This window comes from Candidatus Yanofskybacteria bacterium (assembly GCA_016181175.1).
GTDB lineage: Bacteria > Patescibacteriota > Minisyncoccia > 2-02-FULL-40-12 > IGHO2-01-FULL-4-A > 2-01-FULL-44-17.
The window spans coordinates 105,475-123,852 of record JACOZV010000001.1; the positions used below are offsets into that span (position 1 = coordinate 105,475).

General features: G+C 42.0%; 12 protein-coding genes, 1 rRNA gene and 3 other annotated features. Of the genes, 10 read left to right on the forward strand and 3 right to left on the reverse strand.

The window, feature by feature from the left end; genetic code table 11:
* Positions 1-10: 10 nt before the first annotated feature.
* The 3 genes from HYT61_00570 to HYT61_00580 all read left to right on the forward strand — a co-directional run bounded on the left by HYT61_00570 (position 11) and on the right by HYT61_00580 (position 3,444).
* Positions 11-1,057, forward strand: coding sequence for a DNA recombination protein RmuC (locus tag HYT61_00570; GenBank protein ID MBI2062721.1), 1,047 nt, complete (start codon positions 11-13; stop codon positions 1,055-1,057).
* A 15-nt stretch (positions 1,058-1,072) separates the two neighbouring features.
* The gene (locus HYT61_00575) at positions 1,073-3,121 is read left to right on the forward strand and encodes a sodium-translocating pyrophosphatase (protein MBI2062722.1); all 2,049 of its coding nucleotides are present in this window, start codon (positions 1,073-1,075) and stop codon (positions 3,119-3,121) included.
* Positions 3,122-3,207: 86 nt separating this feature from the next.
* Positions 3,208-3,444 (forward strand): hypothetical protein, encoded by a 237-nt coding sequence (locus HYT61_00580; protein MBI2062723.1) that lies wholly within the window; start codon positions 3,208-3,210, stop codon positions 3,442-3,444.
* Positions 3,445-3,614: 170 nt separating this feature from the next.
* On the opposite strand, the gene HYT61_00585 is transcribed toward HYT61_00580, so the two are convergent.
* Positions 3,615-3,878, reverse strand: coding sequence for a hypothetical protein (locus tag HYT61_00585; GenBank protein MBI2062724.1), 264 nt, complete (start codon positions 3,876-3,878; stop codon positions 3,615-3,617).
* Between the two features lie 224 nt (positions 3,879-4,102).
* Between HYT61_00585 and HYT61_00590 the strand changes: the two genes are divergently transcribed.
* The 7 genes from HYT61_00590 (at position 4,103) to HYT61_00620 (ending at position 13,670) form a co-directional block, all read left to right on the forward strand.
* Positions 4,103-4,786: a hypothetical protein gene (locus tag HYT61_00590; GenBank protein MBI2062725.1), complete on the forward strand. Its 684-nt coding sequence runs from the start codon at positions 4,103-4,105 to the stop codon at positions 4,784-4,786.
* Positions 4,787-5,309: 523 nt separating this feature from the next.
* Positions 5,310-7,935: a sequence feature (possible 23S ribosomal RNA but does not have good blast hits on one or both of the ends), on the forward strand.
* Complete coding sequence (locus tag HYT61_00595) at positions 6,149-6,430, forward strand: GIY-YIG nuclease family protein (protein ID MBI2062726.1); 282 nt, start codon at positions 6,149-6,151, stop codon at positions 6,428-6,430. Its footprint overlaps the feature before it by 282 nt.
* A 199-nt stretch (positions 7,936-8,134) precedes the next feature.
* A complete protein-coding gene (locus HYT61_00600; protein MBI2062727.1) occupies positions 8,135-8,641 on the forward strand; it encodes an LAGLIDADG family homing endonuclease in 507 nt (168 codons plus the stop codon).
* 611 nt (positions 8,642-9,252) lie between these two features.
* Positions 9,253-12,011 (forward strand) — a sequence feature (possible 23S ribosomal RNA but does not have good blast hits on one or both of the ends).
* Complete coding sequence (locus tag HYT61_00605) at positions 9,512-9,706, forward strand: hypothetical protein (GenBank protein MBI2062728.1); 195 nt, start codon at positions 9,512-9,514, stop codon at positions 9,704-9,706. (Overlaps the previous feature by 195 nt.)
* Complete coding sequence (locus tag HYT61_00610; protein MBI2062729.1) at positions 11,297-11,776, forward strand: LAGLIDADG family homing endonuclease; 480 nt, start codon at positions 11,297-11,299, stop codon at positions 11,774-11,776. Its footprint lies within the feature at positions 9,253-12,011.
* Positions 12,012-12,139: 128 nt before the next feature.
* Positions 12,140-12,212, forward strand: a sequence feature (possible 23S ribosomal RNA but 16S or 23S rRNA prediction is too short).
* A gap of 406 nt (positions 12,213-12,618) precedes the next feature.
* A 5S ribosomal RNA gene (rrf, locus tag HYT61_00615) occupies positions 12,619-12,736 on the forward strand.
* Positions 12,737-12,890: 154 nt separating this feature from the next.
* Positions 12,891-13,670: a hypothetical protein gene (locus tag HYT61_00620; GenBank protein MBI2062730.1), complete on the forward strand. Its 780-nt coding sequence runs from the start codon at positions 12,891-12,893 to the stop codon at positions 13,668-13,670.
* A 25-nt stretch (positions 13,671-13,695) separates the two neighbouring features.
* Here HYT61_00620 and HYT61_00625 read toward each other — a convergent pair whose 3' ends face one another.
* Entirely contained in the window at positions 13,696-14,754 is a 1,059-nt protein-coding gene (locus tag HYT61_00625) for a rod shape-determining protein RodA (GenBank protein MBI2062731.1), read from the reverse strand.
* A 42-nt stretch (positions 14,755-14,796) separates the two neighbouring features.
* Positions 14,797-18,378, reverse strand: a complete 3,582-nt coding sequence (gene rpoC, locus HYT61_00630) for a DNA-directed RNA polymerase subunit beta' (GenBank protein ID MBI2062732.1) — start codon at positions 18,376-18,378, stop codon at positions 14,797-14,799.

The window sequence follows — 18,378 nt, forward strand, 5'->3', positions numbered from 1 at the left end:
ATTAAAAATTATGGTCAACGCAATTTATATTTTTGCTAGTTTAATCGTTGGCGCCCTATTTGTTCTAGTCGTTTTTAAGTCGAGTAAGCATTCAAAGGATGATCAAGGTTTACAGACGATCAATCAGCGTTTAGACACTCTTAGTGTTTCAATGAATCAAGCTTTACGGGACACGGTGAAAATGGTGGCCGATCAGCTCAAAGATAGCCGCGAGTCGGTGGAGAGGTCATCGCTGGCAGTCAATCAACAGGTGCAGGGGTTTACTACGGGTCTGACGCAGTTGAGTGAAAATCTTAAAAGCGTGCACGAGAGCGTGAAAAACGTTTCCTCTTTTCAAGATATTTTCAAAGCGCCCAAACTTCGCGGTATTTGGGGTGAAGCATCGCTTGAAGCATCGCTGGCGCAGTATTTTCCCAAGGATCGCTATGAAATTCAGCATTACTTCAAATCGGGTGAAGCCGTGGATGCTGTTTTGAGACTGCCTAACGATTTAATTTTGCCGATTGACTCCAAATTCAACTGGGAAAATTTTGAGAAGATGGTAAATTCCGATAATGATATCGCGCGCGAACAATACAAAAAAACATTTTTGTCTGATGTGAAGAAAAAAATTGACGAGATCGCATCCAAGTATCTTTTGCCGTCAGAGGGCACGACTGATTTTGCCTTGATGTATGTGCCGGCAGAAACGGTTTATTATGAGGTTGTAAATAATATCAAAGATGTTGATTTGCCGGCTTATGCTTTGAGCAAAAAAGTTTTTTTGGTTTCACCTAATACGTTTATGTTGTCGGTTTCGGCGATCGGGCACTGGCTCAAAGATGTCCAGCTCAATAAGCAGACCAAAGATATAATGAAGCGGTTGGAGCGCATAGCTCTTGATGGTCGCAAGTTGGGTGATGACTTCAAACGGCTGGGAAAACACTTATCTGACGCTCGCGGATCTTATGATGATTCGGAAAAGCGGCTTACACTCATGGTAGATCGCGTGCAGAATGTGGTTGAGCTTGAGGATGGCAAGGGGGATGGCAAAAATGAGGGGAATCTGTTAAATTAATTTTTTAATAAAAATATGATTACTGTAATTTTTGCGATAAGTATTTTGGGGATAGGGGTGGCTTTTTGGTTGGCGCGACATGTTTTGAGTCAGGATACTGGAACGGATAAAATGCGCGAGGTTGCCAGAGCTATTCAGGAAGGAGCACAGGCGTTTTTGAAGCGGCAGTATACGACTATTGCTATTTTATCGGCAGTTTTGACTGTTGTTATTTTTGTTCTATATTTGCTAGCCGGTAAAACCGATTTGGGTTTGAAAACCGCCCTGGCATTCGCGCTTGGTGCAGTTGCTTCTGGTGCGGCTGGATTTATTGGGATGTATATTTCGGTGAGAGTTAATCTTCGCGTTGCTGCAGCCGCTGGTGCAAGTTTAAACAAAGCACTGAGGACCGCCATCCGCGGTGGAGCCGTATCCGGTATTTTAGTGGTATCGCTTTCGCTTTTGGGTGTTGCCGGACTTTTTGTTTTATTCGGCGGCCTTAAGAACCCACTTCTTGTTCCTCTTGAGATCGTAGGTTTTGGTTTTGGTGCTAGTTTTGTGGCTCTTTTTGCGCAACTTGGCGGAGGCATTTATACAAAAGCAGCAGATGTAGGAGCTGATTTAGTGGGCAAGGTGGAGGCTGGTATACCCGAAGATGACCCGCGCAACCCGGCGGTTATCGCCGATTTGGTTGGCGATAATGTTGGTGACTGTGCCGGGCGCGGTGCTGATCTGTTTGAGTCCACTGCGGCTGAAAATATCGGTGCTATGATTTTGGGTATCATCTTGTTTCCAGTTTTCGGCGTAAGCGGTATTATTTTCCCTTTGGTTGCCAGAGCATTTGGGCTCATCGCATCAATGATCGGCATTATTTCCGTCAAATCAAAAGAAAACGAAGATCCGATGCACGCCTTGAATCGCGGTTATTATCTGACAACCGCGCTTGCCGCTGTCGGTTTGTTTGTCGCGACGTATTATCTTTTGCACGAACATTGGTTATGGTTATTTTTGGCCGGTATAGTCGGGATTGTTACCAGCCAGATTTTTGTTCATCTGACGCAATATTATACAGAATATAAATATAGGCCTGTAAAAGAAATCGCTGAAGCATCGCAAACCGGTCCGGCGACTAACATTATCACTGGTTTTGCCGTAGGCCTTGAGTCGGCCGCCTTGCCTGTGGTTGTAATTTCCGCGGCACTTGCCGGCTCTTATTTTCTGGGATTAAAGACTGGCGTTGCGGGCGGAGGACTGTATGGGACCGCTGTGGCGACGATGGGAATGCTGGCAACTGCCGCGTATATTCTTGCAATGGATACATTTGGTCCGATCACGGACAATGCCGGAGGCATAGTTGAGATGTCGCAAGCGCCGGAAGAAGTCCGCCGCAAGACTGACAGATTGGATGCAGTTGGCAACACAACCAAGGCTCTGACTAAAGGATATGCCGTTGGTTCCGCGGCGCTGGCGGCGTTTCTCCTATTTTCGGCTTATTTGCAGGACGCCCATCTTTCTGCGGTTGACTTGGCCAAGCCGCTGGTGTTTATCGGAGGACTAATTGGAGCCATGTTGGTATTTTTATTCTCGGCTCTTGCAATACGCGCAGTAGGCAAAGCGGCTTACTACATTATTAATGATGTTAGGGCGCAATTCCGTGAAAATCCAGGAATTATGCAGGGAACTTCAAAGCCTGACTATGCACGTTCGGTTGATATTGCCACCCGCGGCGCGCTTAAAGAAATGGTCGCGCCTGGTCTTGTTGCGGTATTGGTACCAACTAGTGTTGGATTCATACTTGGTCCGGAAGCGGTTGGCGCAACTTTAATGGTTGGTACGATTGCGGGTGTGATTTTGGCGCTGGTGCTTAATACTGGGGGCGGAGCATGGGATAATGCAAAAAAATGGATTGAAACTGGCGAGTTTGGCGGCAAAGGTTCCGATGCGCACAAAGCGGCAGTAGTTGGCGATACGGTTGGCGATCCGTTCAAAGATACCGCCGGTCCCTCGCTTCACGTTTTAATTAAATTACTCTCAACCCTGACTCTTGTTCTCGCGCCGATGTTTTTGGCTCGGCATTTGTTCTAAAAGCAAAAGTAATTTTACCGTTGCGCAACAGTTATTTTTTTGTTAAGTTTAGTTTGTGTTTTTTTTAAAATTATGGAGCATGAGAAGTGTCCAAACAGCAATCAGAAAAACTTTTAAAAAAGGAAACAGAAGAAAGATCCGGCAGAAAATGTCATTGCGGCGGCGATGTCATAAGAATAAAATTTTGGAGAGTATATATTCCGCCAAGCTTGCGTGATTTTGTAATGGGAGTTATAGAAGAAACACAATACGTGGAAGATTTTACACCGTTTCATTGCAAAAAATGCGGTATCCAGTATTTTAAACTGCCAGAGAAAAGGTAAACAGGGCTTGACTTCATATTTCGGATTTGCTATACTCGTAATCATAAACCTGGGGTTAATTTTACGAATCAAACCTCAACCAATTGGTCGTCCTCGGACGGCCTTTTTTTGCAAATAATCAGTCTACTCAAATTTTTGGATTAGAAATAAAAAGAACATCTCTCGATGTTCTAAACACGATTTTTGAGATTCGTGGGGTGTGACGTGAAGTAGATATAAATGCACAATGTAAATAGTCCAAAAATTATCGATCCAACAGGACTGAAATGCAACACATGGAATGCTATCAAGATAGTTAGAGGAATAATTACAATACCACCCCAACTTTTTATAACCTCTCGAAGCGTTGTTTTTTTATTTCGTATTTCACGAATATCAACAACAATCTTAAATAACAATATAATAAAAACCAAGAACCAAATCAGCCACTGCATGGTTATCACTCCATTTTAAAGAACAAGCCGCACGAAAAGCATAAACCCTGTATGCCAGTTTGTCAATAGTCAAAAAACTTGAGTATAATATTGGAGCGAGGTTTGTGGATAACTAACTTATCTTGTTTCTTAATAAAATGTTAAAATTTACCTGTATTACTTAATTTTTTATTAAGCCCCTCCTTTGCTAAAGCTTCGGAGGGCGAAGGAAGGGAGGTGTTTGTATGTTAGAAGTTACAGCAGCATCAGATGTGGTGAGGGCGTCCTTGTTGACCCTTTGGGGCAACGTCGCGGGATTTTTACCGCGCTTGGTTGCCGCCATTGTGGTCTTTTTAGTTGGTTGGCTCGTGGCGATTCTTATCGCCAAACTGGTTTGGCACATTGTTAGATTGATAAGATTGGATCGCGCGCTTGAAGGTGTCGGTTTCAGAAGAGTCTGGGAGCGAAGCGGTTACAAATTGAACAGCCCGCTTTTCTTTTATGAACTCGTAAAGTGGTTTTTCATAGTTGTATTTTTGATGGCCGCAACCGATATTCTTGGTTTGGGTCAGGTAGCAGGATTTTTGCGCAGTGTTGTGAATTATTTGCCAAACGTTTTCGTCGCGGCATTTGTCCTGTTAATCGGTGTTTTGGTCGCAAAGTTTTTGGAGGGAGTGGTTAGAGGTTCAGTCAAGGCAGCGCAATTGGCATCGGCTAATTTTCTCGGTTCATTGGCCAAGTGGGCAGTGATTATCTTTTCATTGCTAGTAGCTTTGAGCCAATTAATGGTGGCCGAAGAGATTATCAGGATTGTTGTTATGGGAGTAGTTGCCGGTGGCGCGTTAGCTTTCGGTTTGGCTTTTGGTTTGGGCGGACGAGCGCATGCCGATGAATGGATAGGAAAAATGAGAAGGCATATTGGAGAATAAAAGAAACCAGAGTTAAGTGACTATAGACTATAGCCATTTGAAAACAACACCCGCTAAAGCGGGTGTTGTGATTTTTATCAACAAGCTATCCCATGACTAGTTGACGCTGTTTTTTTGTTTTGCTACAATGGCCATAATCAAATATATGAATAAATTCCACAATAATTTCATAACAAAAAGCGGCTGAAGCCAAGTTCTTAATTTGCGTTTACAAGCAGCCGCGTAAATCGCGGATTTTTTATCAAAATTGAATATATTAGAGCCATTATTGGCTGTCGTCGGGCATCTCCTTACGGAGGTGCCCGACGGAAGCTAACACTAAACCGATTGAATAGATTGCAATTTAAAAAATAAATAGTTAGCGGGTATCCCGGTTAGAGCTTGCGATTGCCACAAGTGGCAATCCACCTCTAACGGGATTAAAAAATTGCATTTCTGCATTTAGAAATGAGTTCCAAAATGCAGAATAAGTAGATTGAATTCGATCTATCAATAGAGATCGAGGATTTAATCTTGTAAGGAATTATTAAGGGCGTATGGAGGATGCCTTGACACCAAAAGGCGACGAAGGACGTGGCGTGACGACGATATGCTTCGGGGAGCCGTCTAGCGGGCTTTGATCCGGAACATCTCAGTAGCCAGAGGAAAATAAAACAAACCCCGCACCTTTTGAGCACAAGATTTTATTTGGCATCCGCATTGTGATGCGTGGCTGACGGATATTAATTATTTGTTGTTTGCGCACTACATTTCGGAATCTAATTGACACTAGTGCTTAAAAGGTGCGGGGAACATTTCCTAAGTAGCGGCGAGCGAAAGGGAAACAGTCTAAACTCTTGTTTATTAAGTTTACTTAGTGAGTGGGAGTGTTGTAGGAAGGATTTTTTTCTAAACACTGGACATCTGCATATACTCTTGTGCGGATATCCAGGAAATTAGGATTGAGTTACAAAGTTAGATGTTAGCTGAACGGTCCTGGAAAGGCCGACCAAAGAGGGTGATAGTCCCGTAAACCAAAACCTCTAATCTCAATCAACCGAGCACATAACTTTTAGGAGTTATGAGCTCGGTTGGAAAATCCTCTCCTGAGTACCCATGGAGCAGACTATCCGTGGCGAAGCCGGGCCTACTACGGTCCAAGACTAAATACTTTTGGTGATCGATAGTGAACCAGTACCGTGAGGGAAAGGTGAAAAGAACCCCGGTTAGGGGAGTGAAATAGAACTGAAACCATATGCCTACAAAGAGCCGAAGCCCTTCCCGTCGCAAGACGGTCAGGGTGACGGTGTGCCTATTGAAGAATGATCCAACGAGTTTTTACAAGTGGTTTATCCAGCTTCACTTTTGGTTTATGATGACTTTATGTGGATAGTTTATATTATTCAGAACAATCTAACTGAAAAAATATATATTGGCTGTACAAATGATCTCAAGAAACGAGTCGAAAAGCATAACAGCCAAACAAATAAAGGTTATACAAGACGACTTATCGGTCAATGGATTTTGATATACGCGGAAGCTTATAGAAGCAAAGAAGATGCTTTTCGACGGGAGTCAAAACTCAAAGACCACGGTAGTTCTAAACATGAATTGAAGAAGAGAATCAGCAATTCATTGTTAAAACCAAAAGTGAGGCTGGATTAAGGATAAGCCCGTATAGGGTGCATCCGTAGGGAAACCGAGTGTTAAAAGCGCGACTTAATCGCTTGTAAAAGACCCGAAGCCAGGTGAGCTACCCATGGCCAGGATGAAGTTTGTCGAAAGACAAATGGAGGTCCGAACTAGTTGATAGCGCAATATCATTGGATGAGCTGTGGGTCGGAGTGAAAAGCTTATCGAACCTGGTAATAGCTGGTTCTCCCCGAAATGCCTTTAGGGGCAGCGCCGGTGAGTAGTCGCGGGGGTAGAGCTCTGAATGGTTTGCCGTGCCAGCAATGGTAGGCTTACCAAACAAACTACGAATACCGCGGTGTAATCGCCGGTAGTGAGACTGTGAGGGCAAAGCTTCATAGTCGCGACGGGATTAGCCGTTTGACCACCGCTTAAGGTCCCTAAATCTATGCTAAGTGTTAAAGGAAGTCATTTTCCTTAGACAGGTAGGATGTTGGCTTAGAAGCAGCCATCATTTAAAAAGTGCGTAACAGCTTACTGCTCGAATTCTAATTTCGGTTAGACGAGGAAAGTGGCGCCGAAGATTCAACGGGGCTAAGCATAGTACCGAATGCGTGGACCGTCCCGATTTATCGGGATGAGTGGTAGGGGAGCACTTCAAGCCGCTGCGAAGGTGTGTCGTGAGGCATGCTGGAGCGCTTGGAGGAGAGAATGTTGGAATGAGTAACCACAAGCGAGGTGAGAACCCTCGCCGCCGTAAGCCTAAGGTTTCCTCCGCAATGTCAATCACCGGAGGGTTAGGCGACGCTAAGGATAACCGTGCCTACGGGCATGGGAAGCCGATGCTAAGCCGGTTAATATTCCGGCCCTTCCATATGTATTGATGGAGCGACGGAGGATATAAGCTGGAGCAGATTATTGGATTTCTGTTTTTGGATTCCAGGATTGTCGTTTGGAAAATCCGGCGACTGACTTTAATGTCAAAATACGAATTTGAAGAAATCACGGGTAACCGTGGGATTCCAGTGAAGAGCCTTCCAAGAAAAACTTCTAAAATTATGCATATGGGAAACGTACTTAAAACCGACACAGGTGGGCTAGTGTAAGTGCACTAAGGCGAACGGGTGATTATTGGCTAAGGAACTCGGCAAAAAAGTGGCCGTACCTTCGGTATAAGGCCTACCTGACCGTGCCTCACTGCGTTCGGCACGAATTTTTAAATTTTTAATTTTATAATTTTAATAAATAATTTCTAATGTTTAAAAATTAAAAACATTAAGATTTATTTAAAAATTAAAAATTGGAAATTAAAAATTCTAACAAGCCGAGCATAGCGAGGCGCGGTTGGGTCGCAGCTAACGAACCCCTGGCGACTGTTTATCTAAAACACAACTCTGTGCTAAGCCGAAAGGCGCTGTATACAGGGTGACGCTTGTCCAGTGCTGGAACGTTAACGGTGGAGGTGGTATGCAGCAATGTGTATTGCCAACGCCCGAAGCGCCAGTGAACGACGGCGATAACTATAATCGTCCAAAGGTTTTGAGAATTTGTCAGATGGCAAGTTCTCAAAAGGACTTGGCCGATTGTAGTGAATTTATATTGATAAACAAAAGTAGCTGCCTATCGCGTGACGAAAGTTTTACGCGATGTCTTAAAATATATTCGATCATATGCTGGAAAGTCTGAGTATCCACAACTACTATGGTATGATGTTACCTTTGGTGATAAAATATATCTATGCCAAGTAAAAATGTTAGTGGTGCAGACGATCAGCAGGAAAGTCTGAAAATGATGGGTTGGATAACAGGTTTTGTTGATGGGGAAGGATGTTTTACTGTCAGTATATTCAAGAATTACAAAGCTCAACGCAAGCTCGGATGGCAAGTATTCCCTGAGTTTGTAGTTTCCCAAGGAGAGAAGAGCTTGAGCGTTCTCGAACTGATCAAGAACTACTTCAACTGTGGTTATATAATAAAAAATAAAAGGAACGATAACCACCACGAAGATATGTTCAAATACTGTGTGAGATCTTTGTCGGATCTAGAAACCAAAATTGTGCCATTCTTTACCCAAAACAAACTCCTAACCGCAAAGCGAAGAGATTTTATAATCTTTAAGGAAATCCTAAAAATGATGGGTCGCAAGGACCACCTTAACCTTAAAGGACTTAGAAAAATTGCCTCTCTAGCTTTGCAGATGAATCGTAAAAAAAGACCCAAGTTTTCAGAAATCCTCAGAGACTAAACGTCGAACCCGCTCAAATTTTTGGACTTAAATAAAAAAAACCTCAACTGAGGTTTCGATGAATTTGCTATTAATAATCAATTATAGGAGCTTGTTCGTGCCGCTTATCTATACCTTTAAATCTACTGTCGGTACGGATTTTCCTAATGGTATTTCGTGGTAATTCACATTGAATCAGCATAATATCATTGTTTCTGAGTTTAACATTAAATTCTACTATGCCATATTCTATAAAATATATAATAAGAGATGCTACCCAGCGTACATGAACACGAAGAGTTAATTTTTCCATGAATTTTCCACCTTTCTTTTGTGATTTAAAATGAACTTTGAAATGCAACACCAATAAACTAAATGTTTACTGGTTTGCCCTACTCGCCCTGATTTGTAAAAGGATGAGGAAAATAAGGATAACCCTTTACTTTACTCGTCTTTTAGCTGATTTTTATTGTAAAATAAGGACAAATCAGATGTTGCACTTCGGGGGTAAATGCGAGCGAAGAAACCCAGTGGTAAGTATAAATCAATTAAAATTTAGTGTCAATAGTCCAAAAATTTGAGCGGGAAGATATAGTCCGAACTGCATGGCGACATGCAGAGTAACATACTTAAGCGAAATTCCTTGTGGGGTAAGTTCCCACGCGCATGAATAGCGGAACGACTGGGGGACTGTCTCAGCCAATAGCCCGGTGAAAATGCAATGTCAGTAAACGAGTTTTTATGCGTAGTGTAGTGGCGAGCCTTTGAAGTCATGTTCTTGGATGTGATGGAGGCGACAATGAAACAGCCATCTTAAAGACTTGTAATTCTAACTGGTGTAACCCTAGGAGGTAAAATATGTTTTCTGATAAAAAACCAATAGAATATTGGATGCAAGAACTAATGAATCTAAAACATGAATGTGATCTGATGACAGAAAGGATAAGGAGTACCAGAGCGAACATTGAATATCTAATAGATTCAATCAAAGACAGAAGTCCAAAAGGAGTTGACCCAGAAAAATGGAAAAAGTTTTTAGCAGAATGGAATTCGTTTCAAATTGAATATAGTAACTTCCAATTTTAGTTTAAGTCGCCCTATTTTTAGGCAAGTTTTATTTGCCTCTTCCTAGGGTTACATCAAGACAGTGCCTGGTGGGTAGTTTAACTGGGGCTGTTGCCTTAACGCGGTATTCGTTACACCGCATGGGGCCTACTGAAAGTAATTTCAGTATGCAAATTCGACTATATGCTGGAACCCCCGCGCATATCTGAATACTCTACTTAGTAGCTGAGCTACTAAGTAAGTGAAAATTTTGGATCGATGCGGACAATCAGCAGGGAAGTTCTTCAATTAAATTCAGGACCCCTCAACGACTGTACGTCGAGTGCCGCGAAGCGGCAATGATACAGTCTGAACTGCATGGCGACATGCAGAGCTGGGCAGAAATGACCCGGCCGCCTATAAAATTTGGTTTTTTAAGGCCATGTTTTATGGGAAGGGTTTAGCGAATAATGCCTTATAGCACCGTTGAAGCTGTGCGATTGCACGGTTTGCGAGCAGTATAATTTTTCACTGCGAGTAAAATCCACAGATTCAACGGAGCGTAGCAACCTCGCTGGGGTTGCAAGCGGTGATAGAAGGTATTATTCGCTAAACCTGCAAAGTAACACAATTGCCTAAAGAGTAACGGAGGCGTTCATTAAGGTCGGCTAGCTGCGGATGGAAATCGCAGCGATAGTGTAAAGGCAAAAGCCGGCTTAACTGCGAGACGGATGTGTCGAGCAGGTGCGAAAGCAGGACTTAGTGAACCGACCGTTGGTCGTAGGACCGCGGAAGATCATCAGACAAAAGCTACTCCGGGGATAACAGGCTGGTACTGCCCGAGCGTCCCTAGCGACGGCAGTGTTCGGCACCTCGATGTCGGCTCGGCTTTTAATCGACTTTTTAACTGTTTGAGCCCGAGGAAAAGACATCAAAATATAAATCACGGCGCAATAATATAGGAATATATTATTGACTGCTAACTTATATCGGTAAAACCCATTCGGTAAACTCGGGGTAATACCGAGAGAAGTTATTTGTTCAAATTTTTGGAAAAATAAAAAAGACCCTATTGGGTCATGTAAAATATGGCAAATGGTAAGGTAATGGCTAAAACAAATTGAAAGCGACAGAGACCATCAGTATAGATTTTTTTGAAAGATCCAAGGGCTATAAGAGAGTTAAAAATCCAGAAAATAAGCATTAAAACCAGAGATATTAGCAGTTGTTGGGAGTTCATTATTGCCTCCTAAATTAAATATAATTGATTATTAAATTATTGTCAATACCCAATTAATTTGACTCCAAAAATTTGAACAAATAACACTCGTAGAGACTAAATGTTAGCCATCCAATCTGCCAATCAGTGGAGGATGAAGTTATGGTCCAATGCACATAGTAATATGTGGAAACATGCGTGAGACAGGTTGGTCCTTATCTGGTGCGGGCGTTGAAGTTTGAGGGGGGTTGTCCCTAGTAAGAAATTGCTACTTCACGCAGTAATGCGTGATGACAACTCGGCTAATAACGGTGAAATCTTATTATTTTTGTGTTCGTTGATAACTACAATTGTCGCGGTCCGACAATTATAGTACAATTTACTTGAGGACCAGAAATAATTAAGACGATACCGTGGGAAGTCAATCTAAAATTGATTTAGCATATATTGCAGGTTTTCTTGATGGTGACGGAAGCTTGATGTTACAAATCAAGAGACGCAAAGATGGAACCAAAAAGTTTCGCTTTATGTCTACAATTTGTTTTTATCAGGATAGTAACCACGAAGAATTTCTGCATTGGATAAAAAATATTCTTGGAATTGGTTATTTGACTCAAAGAGATGATGGCATGAGTGAACTAAGAATTAATGGATTTAAACAAGTTAAAGATATAATAAAAAACTTATTGCCATTTATTAAATTCAAGAAAAATCAAGCCAATGCTATTTATGAAGCAACTAGCATGATGAGCAGTAAGATTCTAAGCCGTTTAACCAAGCAGGAATTGTTAAAAATCGTAGATTTAATGCTTATAATTCAAAAGCATAATTATAAATCTAGAAGCAAGAAAACCAAAAAAGAACTCATTCAATTATTAGATTTGACCCCGTAACGACTTGTCGAGTTTAGCTCGACGGATGATTAGCGATGAGATTGCATCAATGGTTAATCATAACATGCCGATTCCCTGAATCCGCTTTTTGCGGGAGGGAAAAGATATAGTCTACACTTATAGTGATATAAGATTTTGTGACGAGAGGACCGGGATGAACGAACCTCTGGTCTACCAATTGTTTTGCCAAAAGCAGCGTTGGGTAGCTATGTTCGGTTCCGATAAGCGCTGAAAGAGATTTGAGGCGAGGCGAAGCAAAAACAACGAGGCATGGCTTGTGCCATGTCAAGGAGTTTTTGTGAAGCCGCAGCTCAAATATATAAATTGCAGCAGAAATGATTATTAAGTCGGAGGCACAAAGATTCGTGAGAGATTATCACGTTGATAGGGCGCAGGTGTAAGCGCGGTAACGCGTTCAGCCGAGCGCTACTAATAAATCATCAATTCCTTACAAGATTAAGTCCTTATGACCTTCGCGCTTAAACTGCGGAGCCCCCAAAATCTAAGGGGCTGGCCGCAGTTAAGCCGCAAGGATTTGCCCAATTTCTTCGTTAAGCACTCCGGTGCTCCCTCGCCATACCTCTAGTATGGCTCGGTTCACTCCTCGTGCTTGCCTCGAACTTGGCCAAACGCGAAGGTCAAAAATGCAAAAACACCCCTTTAACTATAAAAACTAAAAACCATTTGCTTGGTGGTTATACCGGAAGTGTCCCACCCGATCCTCCCGCCCATGTACACATAGGCGGGATTGCGATTTGCAGTTGTGCTCGTTACACTGTGCGCAAGCAAATCGGTAACATTCAGACTTGCCCCGCACCAAAATTAAAAATTAAAGCCAGCAAGTTGGTGACTATACTGTGAGTGCTCCACCTGTTCCCATTCCGAACACAGAAGTGAAATCTCGCAAGGCCCATGATAGTACAGTGCTTAGCATTGTGCGAAAGTAGGTAGTCGCCAGCTTGCTGGTTTTAATTTTGGTGCGGGGACTCGGTAGTGAAATCTTCCAGGGCCTATGATAGTATCGTGCTTAGCATGATACGAAAGTGGGTCACCGCCAGACAAATGGTTTTTAGTTTACTTTTATTTTAGTAGTGATCCAGCTATAATTAATCTAATGAACGACTCTCAACGACTGCAAAAACAGATAATGGTTGCTATAATTTTCTTTTTGGTTGTGGGTGGTATTGGTTTCGGAATTTATCGTGGCGTTGCGCCAGTTTCTCCAACCCCCACACCTAATCCGACAATTAACTTGGCACCGATTCGGGTTCTGGATTCTAAATTTTTGAATATTGAAAATAATGACTATGATTTTTTAGCTAAAGTGAACAATAGCAACACGGAATACGGTTCACCTAATGTTGAATATGAAATTAAATTTTATAATTATGCTGGACAACAGATTTCAAATAAAATCGGACGATTTTACATTCTACCAGGGCAGACGAAATACATTATTGAGCCTTTGCTTAAATTTCAAACACCGATCAGTCGAGCTGATATTAAAATCACAAGCGTAGATTGGCAGAAACTTCAAACTCTAGCTACCGCGGGCGCTACTTTGCTAGTTAAAAATGTTTCGTATCTGCAGAATTCACAGGCTGGTGTTTTTGCAAAAGTAGGTGGGGAGATTTTAAATAATTCCGACTTAGATCTTAATACGATTGATGTTGTTGTTGTTGTTTTAGATGCAAGCCAAGAGCCGATTGCCATTAATAGAACAAACATATTTACGTTCCTTGCCCGTACTACTAGAGGATTTGAAGTCCAATGGTTTACGCCGTTTATCGGGCAAATGAATCGCGTAGATGCCGAGGCTAATGCGAATGTTTTTGAGAACTCAAACTTCTTGCGTACCTATGGCGGACAGGAAAGATTTAAGCAATTCTATTGAACTATCAGAAAACAAAAAATAGGAACTAGTTTCTGGTACTGATACGGATATTCTGTATTATCCCCAGTCCGATCATGAGCGTAACCAGATGACTGCCGCCGTAACTCAAAAAAGAAAAAGGAATACCAGTAATAGGCAGTAGACCTAGATTAAAACCGGCGTTGATGGAAACGTGGGCAAAAATTAAAGTTAAAAACCCTAAAGAGAAAAGCTTGGCAAAATTATTATCAGTCCTGGATGCGATAGAGCCAATGCGGAACATTAAAGATAAGAAAAATATAACTAGTACAATTATTCCTGCAAAACCGAATTTTCTGGCATAATTTGCAAAAGCAAAGTCATTATATGGTTCTGGAACAAGCGCCCGCTGGGTCGCTTTTTTGTCAAAAGCTGTGCCAAACCATTGCCCCGATCCTAAGGTTGTTTTGGCCTGTAAAATATTGTAGCCGCTTCCTTGCGGGTCAAGGTAAGGATTGATAAAAGAAGCGAGCCGATCTTTTTGGTATGGTTTAAGAATTGCGAACCAACCTATGGTTGCGATTATTACTCCAATCATCAAAATTGTTAAAAGATGATTTCTTTTTATTCCAGAAAAAAGGAGCATGGCCAACCAAATAAGGGCCAGTACTATTACCGAACCTAAATCTGGCTGGCTGAACATAAGAGCGGCTGGAATAAATGCATATACGGCCGAAGCCAGTATGTGGCGTGCATGATAAATTTCCACATGTTTTTGTGAAAAATATTTAGCCAGCAATACCACAAGAGAAAGTTTGGCCAGTTCGGACGGCTCAAAAGTGAAATTTTTAAAAATAATCCAGGAACTAACGCCTCGTATTTCCCGGGAAGTCAGGGCAATAAGTAAAAGGACGATTGCGACCAGATAAAGCACGATTGATGCCGAGGACATATTTTTGAAAATCCGATAATCAAAAAAAGATACCGCTAACATGATGGCCATGCCGATTATCAAAAATACAGCTTGCCTTTTTATAAAATCAGGAGATCTTGGTCCGATATTATAAAAACTGGCGATACCAAGCCCTACAGTCAGTACGACAATTACAACTAACCACAAATCCATTTTCCTTATATGAGATAGGAAAGACATGTACTCTTTTTTCTTTTACTCTTCTTCGGGTGCTGGCTTAGCCACATATTGGTAACCGGTACCGGCTGGTATGAGACGGCCGATGATGACGTTTTCTTTTAGCCCGCGCAAAGTATCTTCTTTGCCGGCAACAGCTGCATCAATCAATATACGTGCTGTTTCTTGGAATGATGCTGCCGATAAGAAGCTTTCGGTTGAAAGCGAAACCTTTGTAATACCCAATAGCAATTGTTCAAAAGTAGCTGGTTTGCCATTGTGATTTTGCACGTCTTCATTTGCTTCCAAAACTGTACGTTTTTCCACAACATCGCCTGGCAATAACTCTGTATCACCCTGATCAAGAATCTTGACCCTAGAGAACATTTGTCTGACTACCAACTCAACGTGTTTATCATTAATGCCTTCACCAGTGGCAAAATAGATACTTTGTACTTCGCGGATTACATAACGAGCAACATCTTGAACATTTCCTGTTGTGTGTAAAAGTTCTCTCAAGTCAATGTGACCATCTGAAAGTTGTTGGCCGGCCGTTACCAAGTCGCCAGCTCTAACCGATGATGTCACTCCCGGCATTGTTAGGTATTCACGCTCCTCGCCCTTATCAGACATTATTTTAATAAATGTTTGATTGCCTTTTTCTTCAACGCTTATTACTTTGCCGTCAATTTCAGATATCAGTGCTTTTCCAGATGGTGGCCTGACCTCAAAAATTTCTTGGACACGCGGCAGACCCATGGTAATGTCACCAACACTGGCGACACCTCCAGTATGAAAAGTTCTCATTGTAAGCTGAGTGCCCGGTTCTCCGATTGCTTGTGCGGTAACTATACCCACCGCTTCGCCTATTGCTACTAATTTATTTTTAGATAAGTCGTAACCATAGCAAACACGGCAAATGCCATCTTTGGCTTTGCAGGTTATAAGTGATCTGATTTTCACTTTTTCTGGTTTAGCTTGGTCAATTTTAACGGATGTTTCCTTGTCTATCAATTGGTTTTTTTTAGCAATAATATTGCCCTCAGTGTCTTTTATTTCTTCCATAACAGCGCGACCCAGCAAACGTTTTCCTATGCTATCTCCACCTATCGATTTGCCATCAGACGTATGTAGGGTATAACCCTCCTTGTCCTTACAATCTTCTTGTTGTACAACAACGTCTTGCGCCACATCAACCAAGCGTCGTGTCAGATAACCAGCCGTGGCAGTACGTAGGGCGGTGTCAACCAGTCCCTTTCTTGCGCCATGGGTAGAAATAAAGTATTCCAAAACATTTAATCCTTGCTTGAATGAGCTTTTTACTGGCAACTCAATTAATTCTCCGTCTGGTTTGACCATTAAGCCACGCATACCAGCGAGCTGGTTGACAGTACCCCAGTTACCTCTGGCTTTTGAGTCAACCATCATGAAAACGGCATCATCTTCTTTAAATTGATTGCTGACCATTTTTTCTAGTTTTGACTTGGTGACTGTCCAGATTTCAATAGCTTTTGATTTGCGTTCATATTCGGTCAGTAACCCCTGTGCATAAAGAGACTGATTTTCTTCTATAGTATTTTCTGCTTCGGTCATTATTTCTGTTTTTTCCTTGGGTACTCTAAGGTCGTCCATGCCCCAAGAGACACCGGAAACTGTTGCATAGTGAAAACCATATTCTCGCACTGCGTCCATAAACTCAACAACTATGTCTTCTCCATAATCATGCAGAATTTCGGCTTCAAGATTGCGAAGGTCGGTTTGGTTGAATGTTTTATTCACAAAGGCATGATCTTTTGGTAATGCATGGTGGAATATTATTCGGCCAATTGAGGTTTCAATCAACTTTGGCGAAGAATCTAAAACATCTTTTGGCAAGTAGACTTTTATTTTACTTCTTAGATCTATTATCCCGTGCTCAAGAGCTAACATTGCCTCTGACTCTGACGAAAAAATCTTTCCCTCGCCGATTAAACTAGTGCCAATGCTTGTGAGGTAGTAACAGCCAAAAGTGATATCTCTGGTTGCAATCGCGACCGGTTCACCCGTTGCTGGTTTTAATATTCCGTGTGTTGAGAGCATCAAGTCGCGCGCTTCTTTTTGAGCCTCTGCTGTTAAGGGTAAATGAACGGCCATTTGGTCACCATCAAAGTCAGCATTGAAAGCACGCGTTGGTAGGGCGGGAATTTTTATTGCCTTACCCTCAATTAATACTGGTTTAAAAGCCTGCACTGACAATCTGTGCAGAGTGGGGGCGCGGTTTAACAAAACCAGCCTGTCTTTAATGGCAAATTCCAATGCTTCCCAAACTTCAGGAACCTCTTGTTCTATAAGATGACTCGCAGAGCGAATATTGTGAGCCAACCCTTTGGTTTTAAGATAATTTATTATAAATGGCTTAAATAATTCTAGAGCCATAAATTTAGGTAAACCGCACTCGCTGATCTTTAAATTTGGGCCGATAACAATTACGCTTCTGCCGGAATAATCTACGCGTTTGCCGAGTAGGTTTTGCCTGAATCTACCCTGCTTTCCCTTAAGCATATCCGCAAGAGACTTGAGGGCTCTTTTTTGGCCAGTGGAAGCTGAAACAAGCGTTTGCCCCCGCCTCATAGAATTATCTATAAGTGCATCAACGGCTTCCTGGAGCATCCTTTTTTCATTTTTTGTGATAACCTCTGGTGCTTTAAGCTCAACCAAATGTTTCAAGCGGTTATTTCTATTTATGACGCGTCGGTAAAGATCATTTAGATCCGATGTGGCATAACGGCCGCCGTCTAATTGAACCATTGGGCGAAGTAGCGGTGGAATAATTGGCAGGACTTCAAGAATCATCCACTCCGGGCGTATATTATTTCTTAGCATTTTCTTGAGTATTTTAAGGCGGCGCATCCACTTTTTTTGTATAGTTGGATTATCAATTTCTTTTAAACCATTTTCTGCTTTCGTTATTTCTTCTTGCAGATCCATCTCTTCCATAAGTTTTCTTATTGCTTCAGCGCCTATGCTTGCTTCAAAAACTTCACCATATTTGAGTGATAAATCTCTGAATTCGAGTTCCGAGAGTATCTGGTATTTTTTTAAGCTTTTGAGATTACCTTTTTCTTCTTCACGCCGTTCTTTAATTCTTTCCTGTTCGCTTTTCTGCGGAGCGTTTTTAATAAGAGATCGGAAACCGGTTTCCATTTTTTTCATGGCCTCGGTTTTTAGGTCTTCGTTTACCCTCGTTACAATGTAAGCCGCAAAATATATTACCCTTTCAAGGTCTGGCAATGAAACATCCAATACTGTGGCAATGCGCGAAGGCATTCCGCGTAAAAACCAAATATGCGCAACAGGGCTAGCTAACTTAATGTGACCCATACGTTCGCGCCTGACGATAGATCTTGTCACCTCAACGCCGCAACGATCGCAGATAATTCCTTTGTAGCGTATCCTTCTATATTTTCCACAATAACATTCCCAGTCTTTTGTCGGTCCGAAAATAGACTCTGAAAATAGACCTTCTTTTTCAGGTTTTTGTGTGCGGTAATTTATCGTTTCCGGTTTAGTTACTTCGCCATAAGACCACTGAAGTATTTCTTCAGGCGAAGCGACTCGGAGTTTTAAGGCAGAAAAGTCCAT

Coding starts and splice junctions, on each gene's coding strand:
- HYT61_00575 (MBI2062722.1), top strand. CDS start 1,073: ATGATTACTGTAATTTTTGCGATAAGTATTTTGGGGATAGGGGTGGCT.
- HYT61_00605 (MBI2062728.1), top strand. CDS start 9,512: ATGCAAGAACTAATGAATCTAAAACATGAATGTGATCTGATGACAGAA.
- HYT61_00585 (MBI2062724.1), bottom strand. CDS start 3,878: ATGCAGTGGCTGATTTGGTTCTTGGTTTTTATTATATTGTTATTTAAG.
- rpoC (MBI2062732.1), bottom strand. CDS start 18,378: ATGGACTTTTCTGCCTTAAAACTCCGAGTCGCTTCGCCTGAAGAAATA.
- HYT61_00620 (MBI2062730.1), top strand. CDS start 12,891: ATGAACGACTCTCAACGACTGCAAAAACAGATAATGGTTGCTATAATT.
- HYT61_00600 (MBI2062727.1), top strand. CDS start 8,135: ATGCCAAGTAAAAATGTTAGTGGTGCAGACGATCAGCAGGAAAGTCTG.
- HYT61_00570 (MBI2062721.1), top strand. CDS start 11: ATGGTCAACGCAATTTATATTTTTGCTAGTTTAATCGTTGGCGCCCTA.
- HYT61_00625 (MBI2062731.1), bottom strand. CDS start 14,754: ATGGATTTGTGGTTAGTTGTAATTGTCGTACTGACTGTAGGGCTTGGT.
- HYT61_00590 (MBI2062725.1), top strand. CDS start 4,103: ATGTTAGAAGTTACAGCAGCATCAGATGTGGTGAGGGCGTCCTTGTTG.
- HYT61_00595 (MBI2062726.1), top strand. CDS start 6,149: ATGTGGATAGTTTATATTATTCAGAACAATCTAACTGAAAAAATATAT.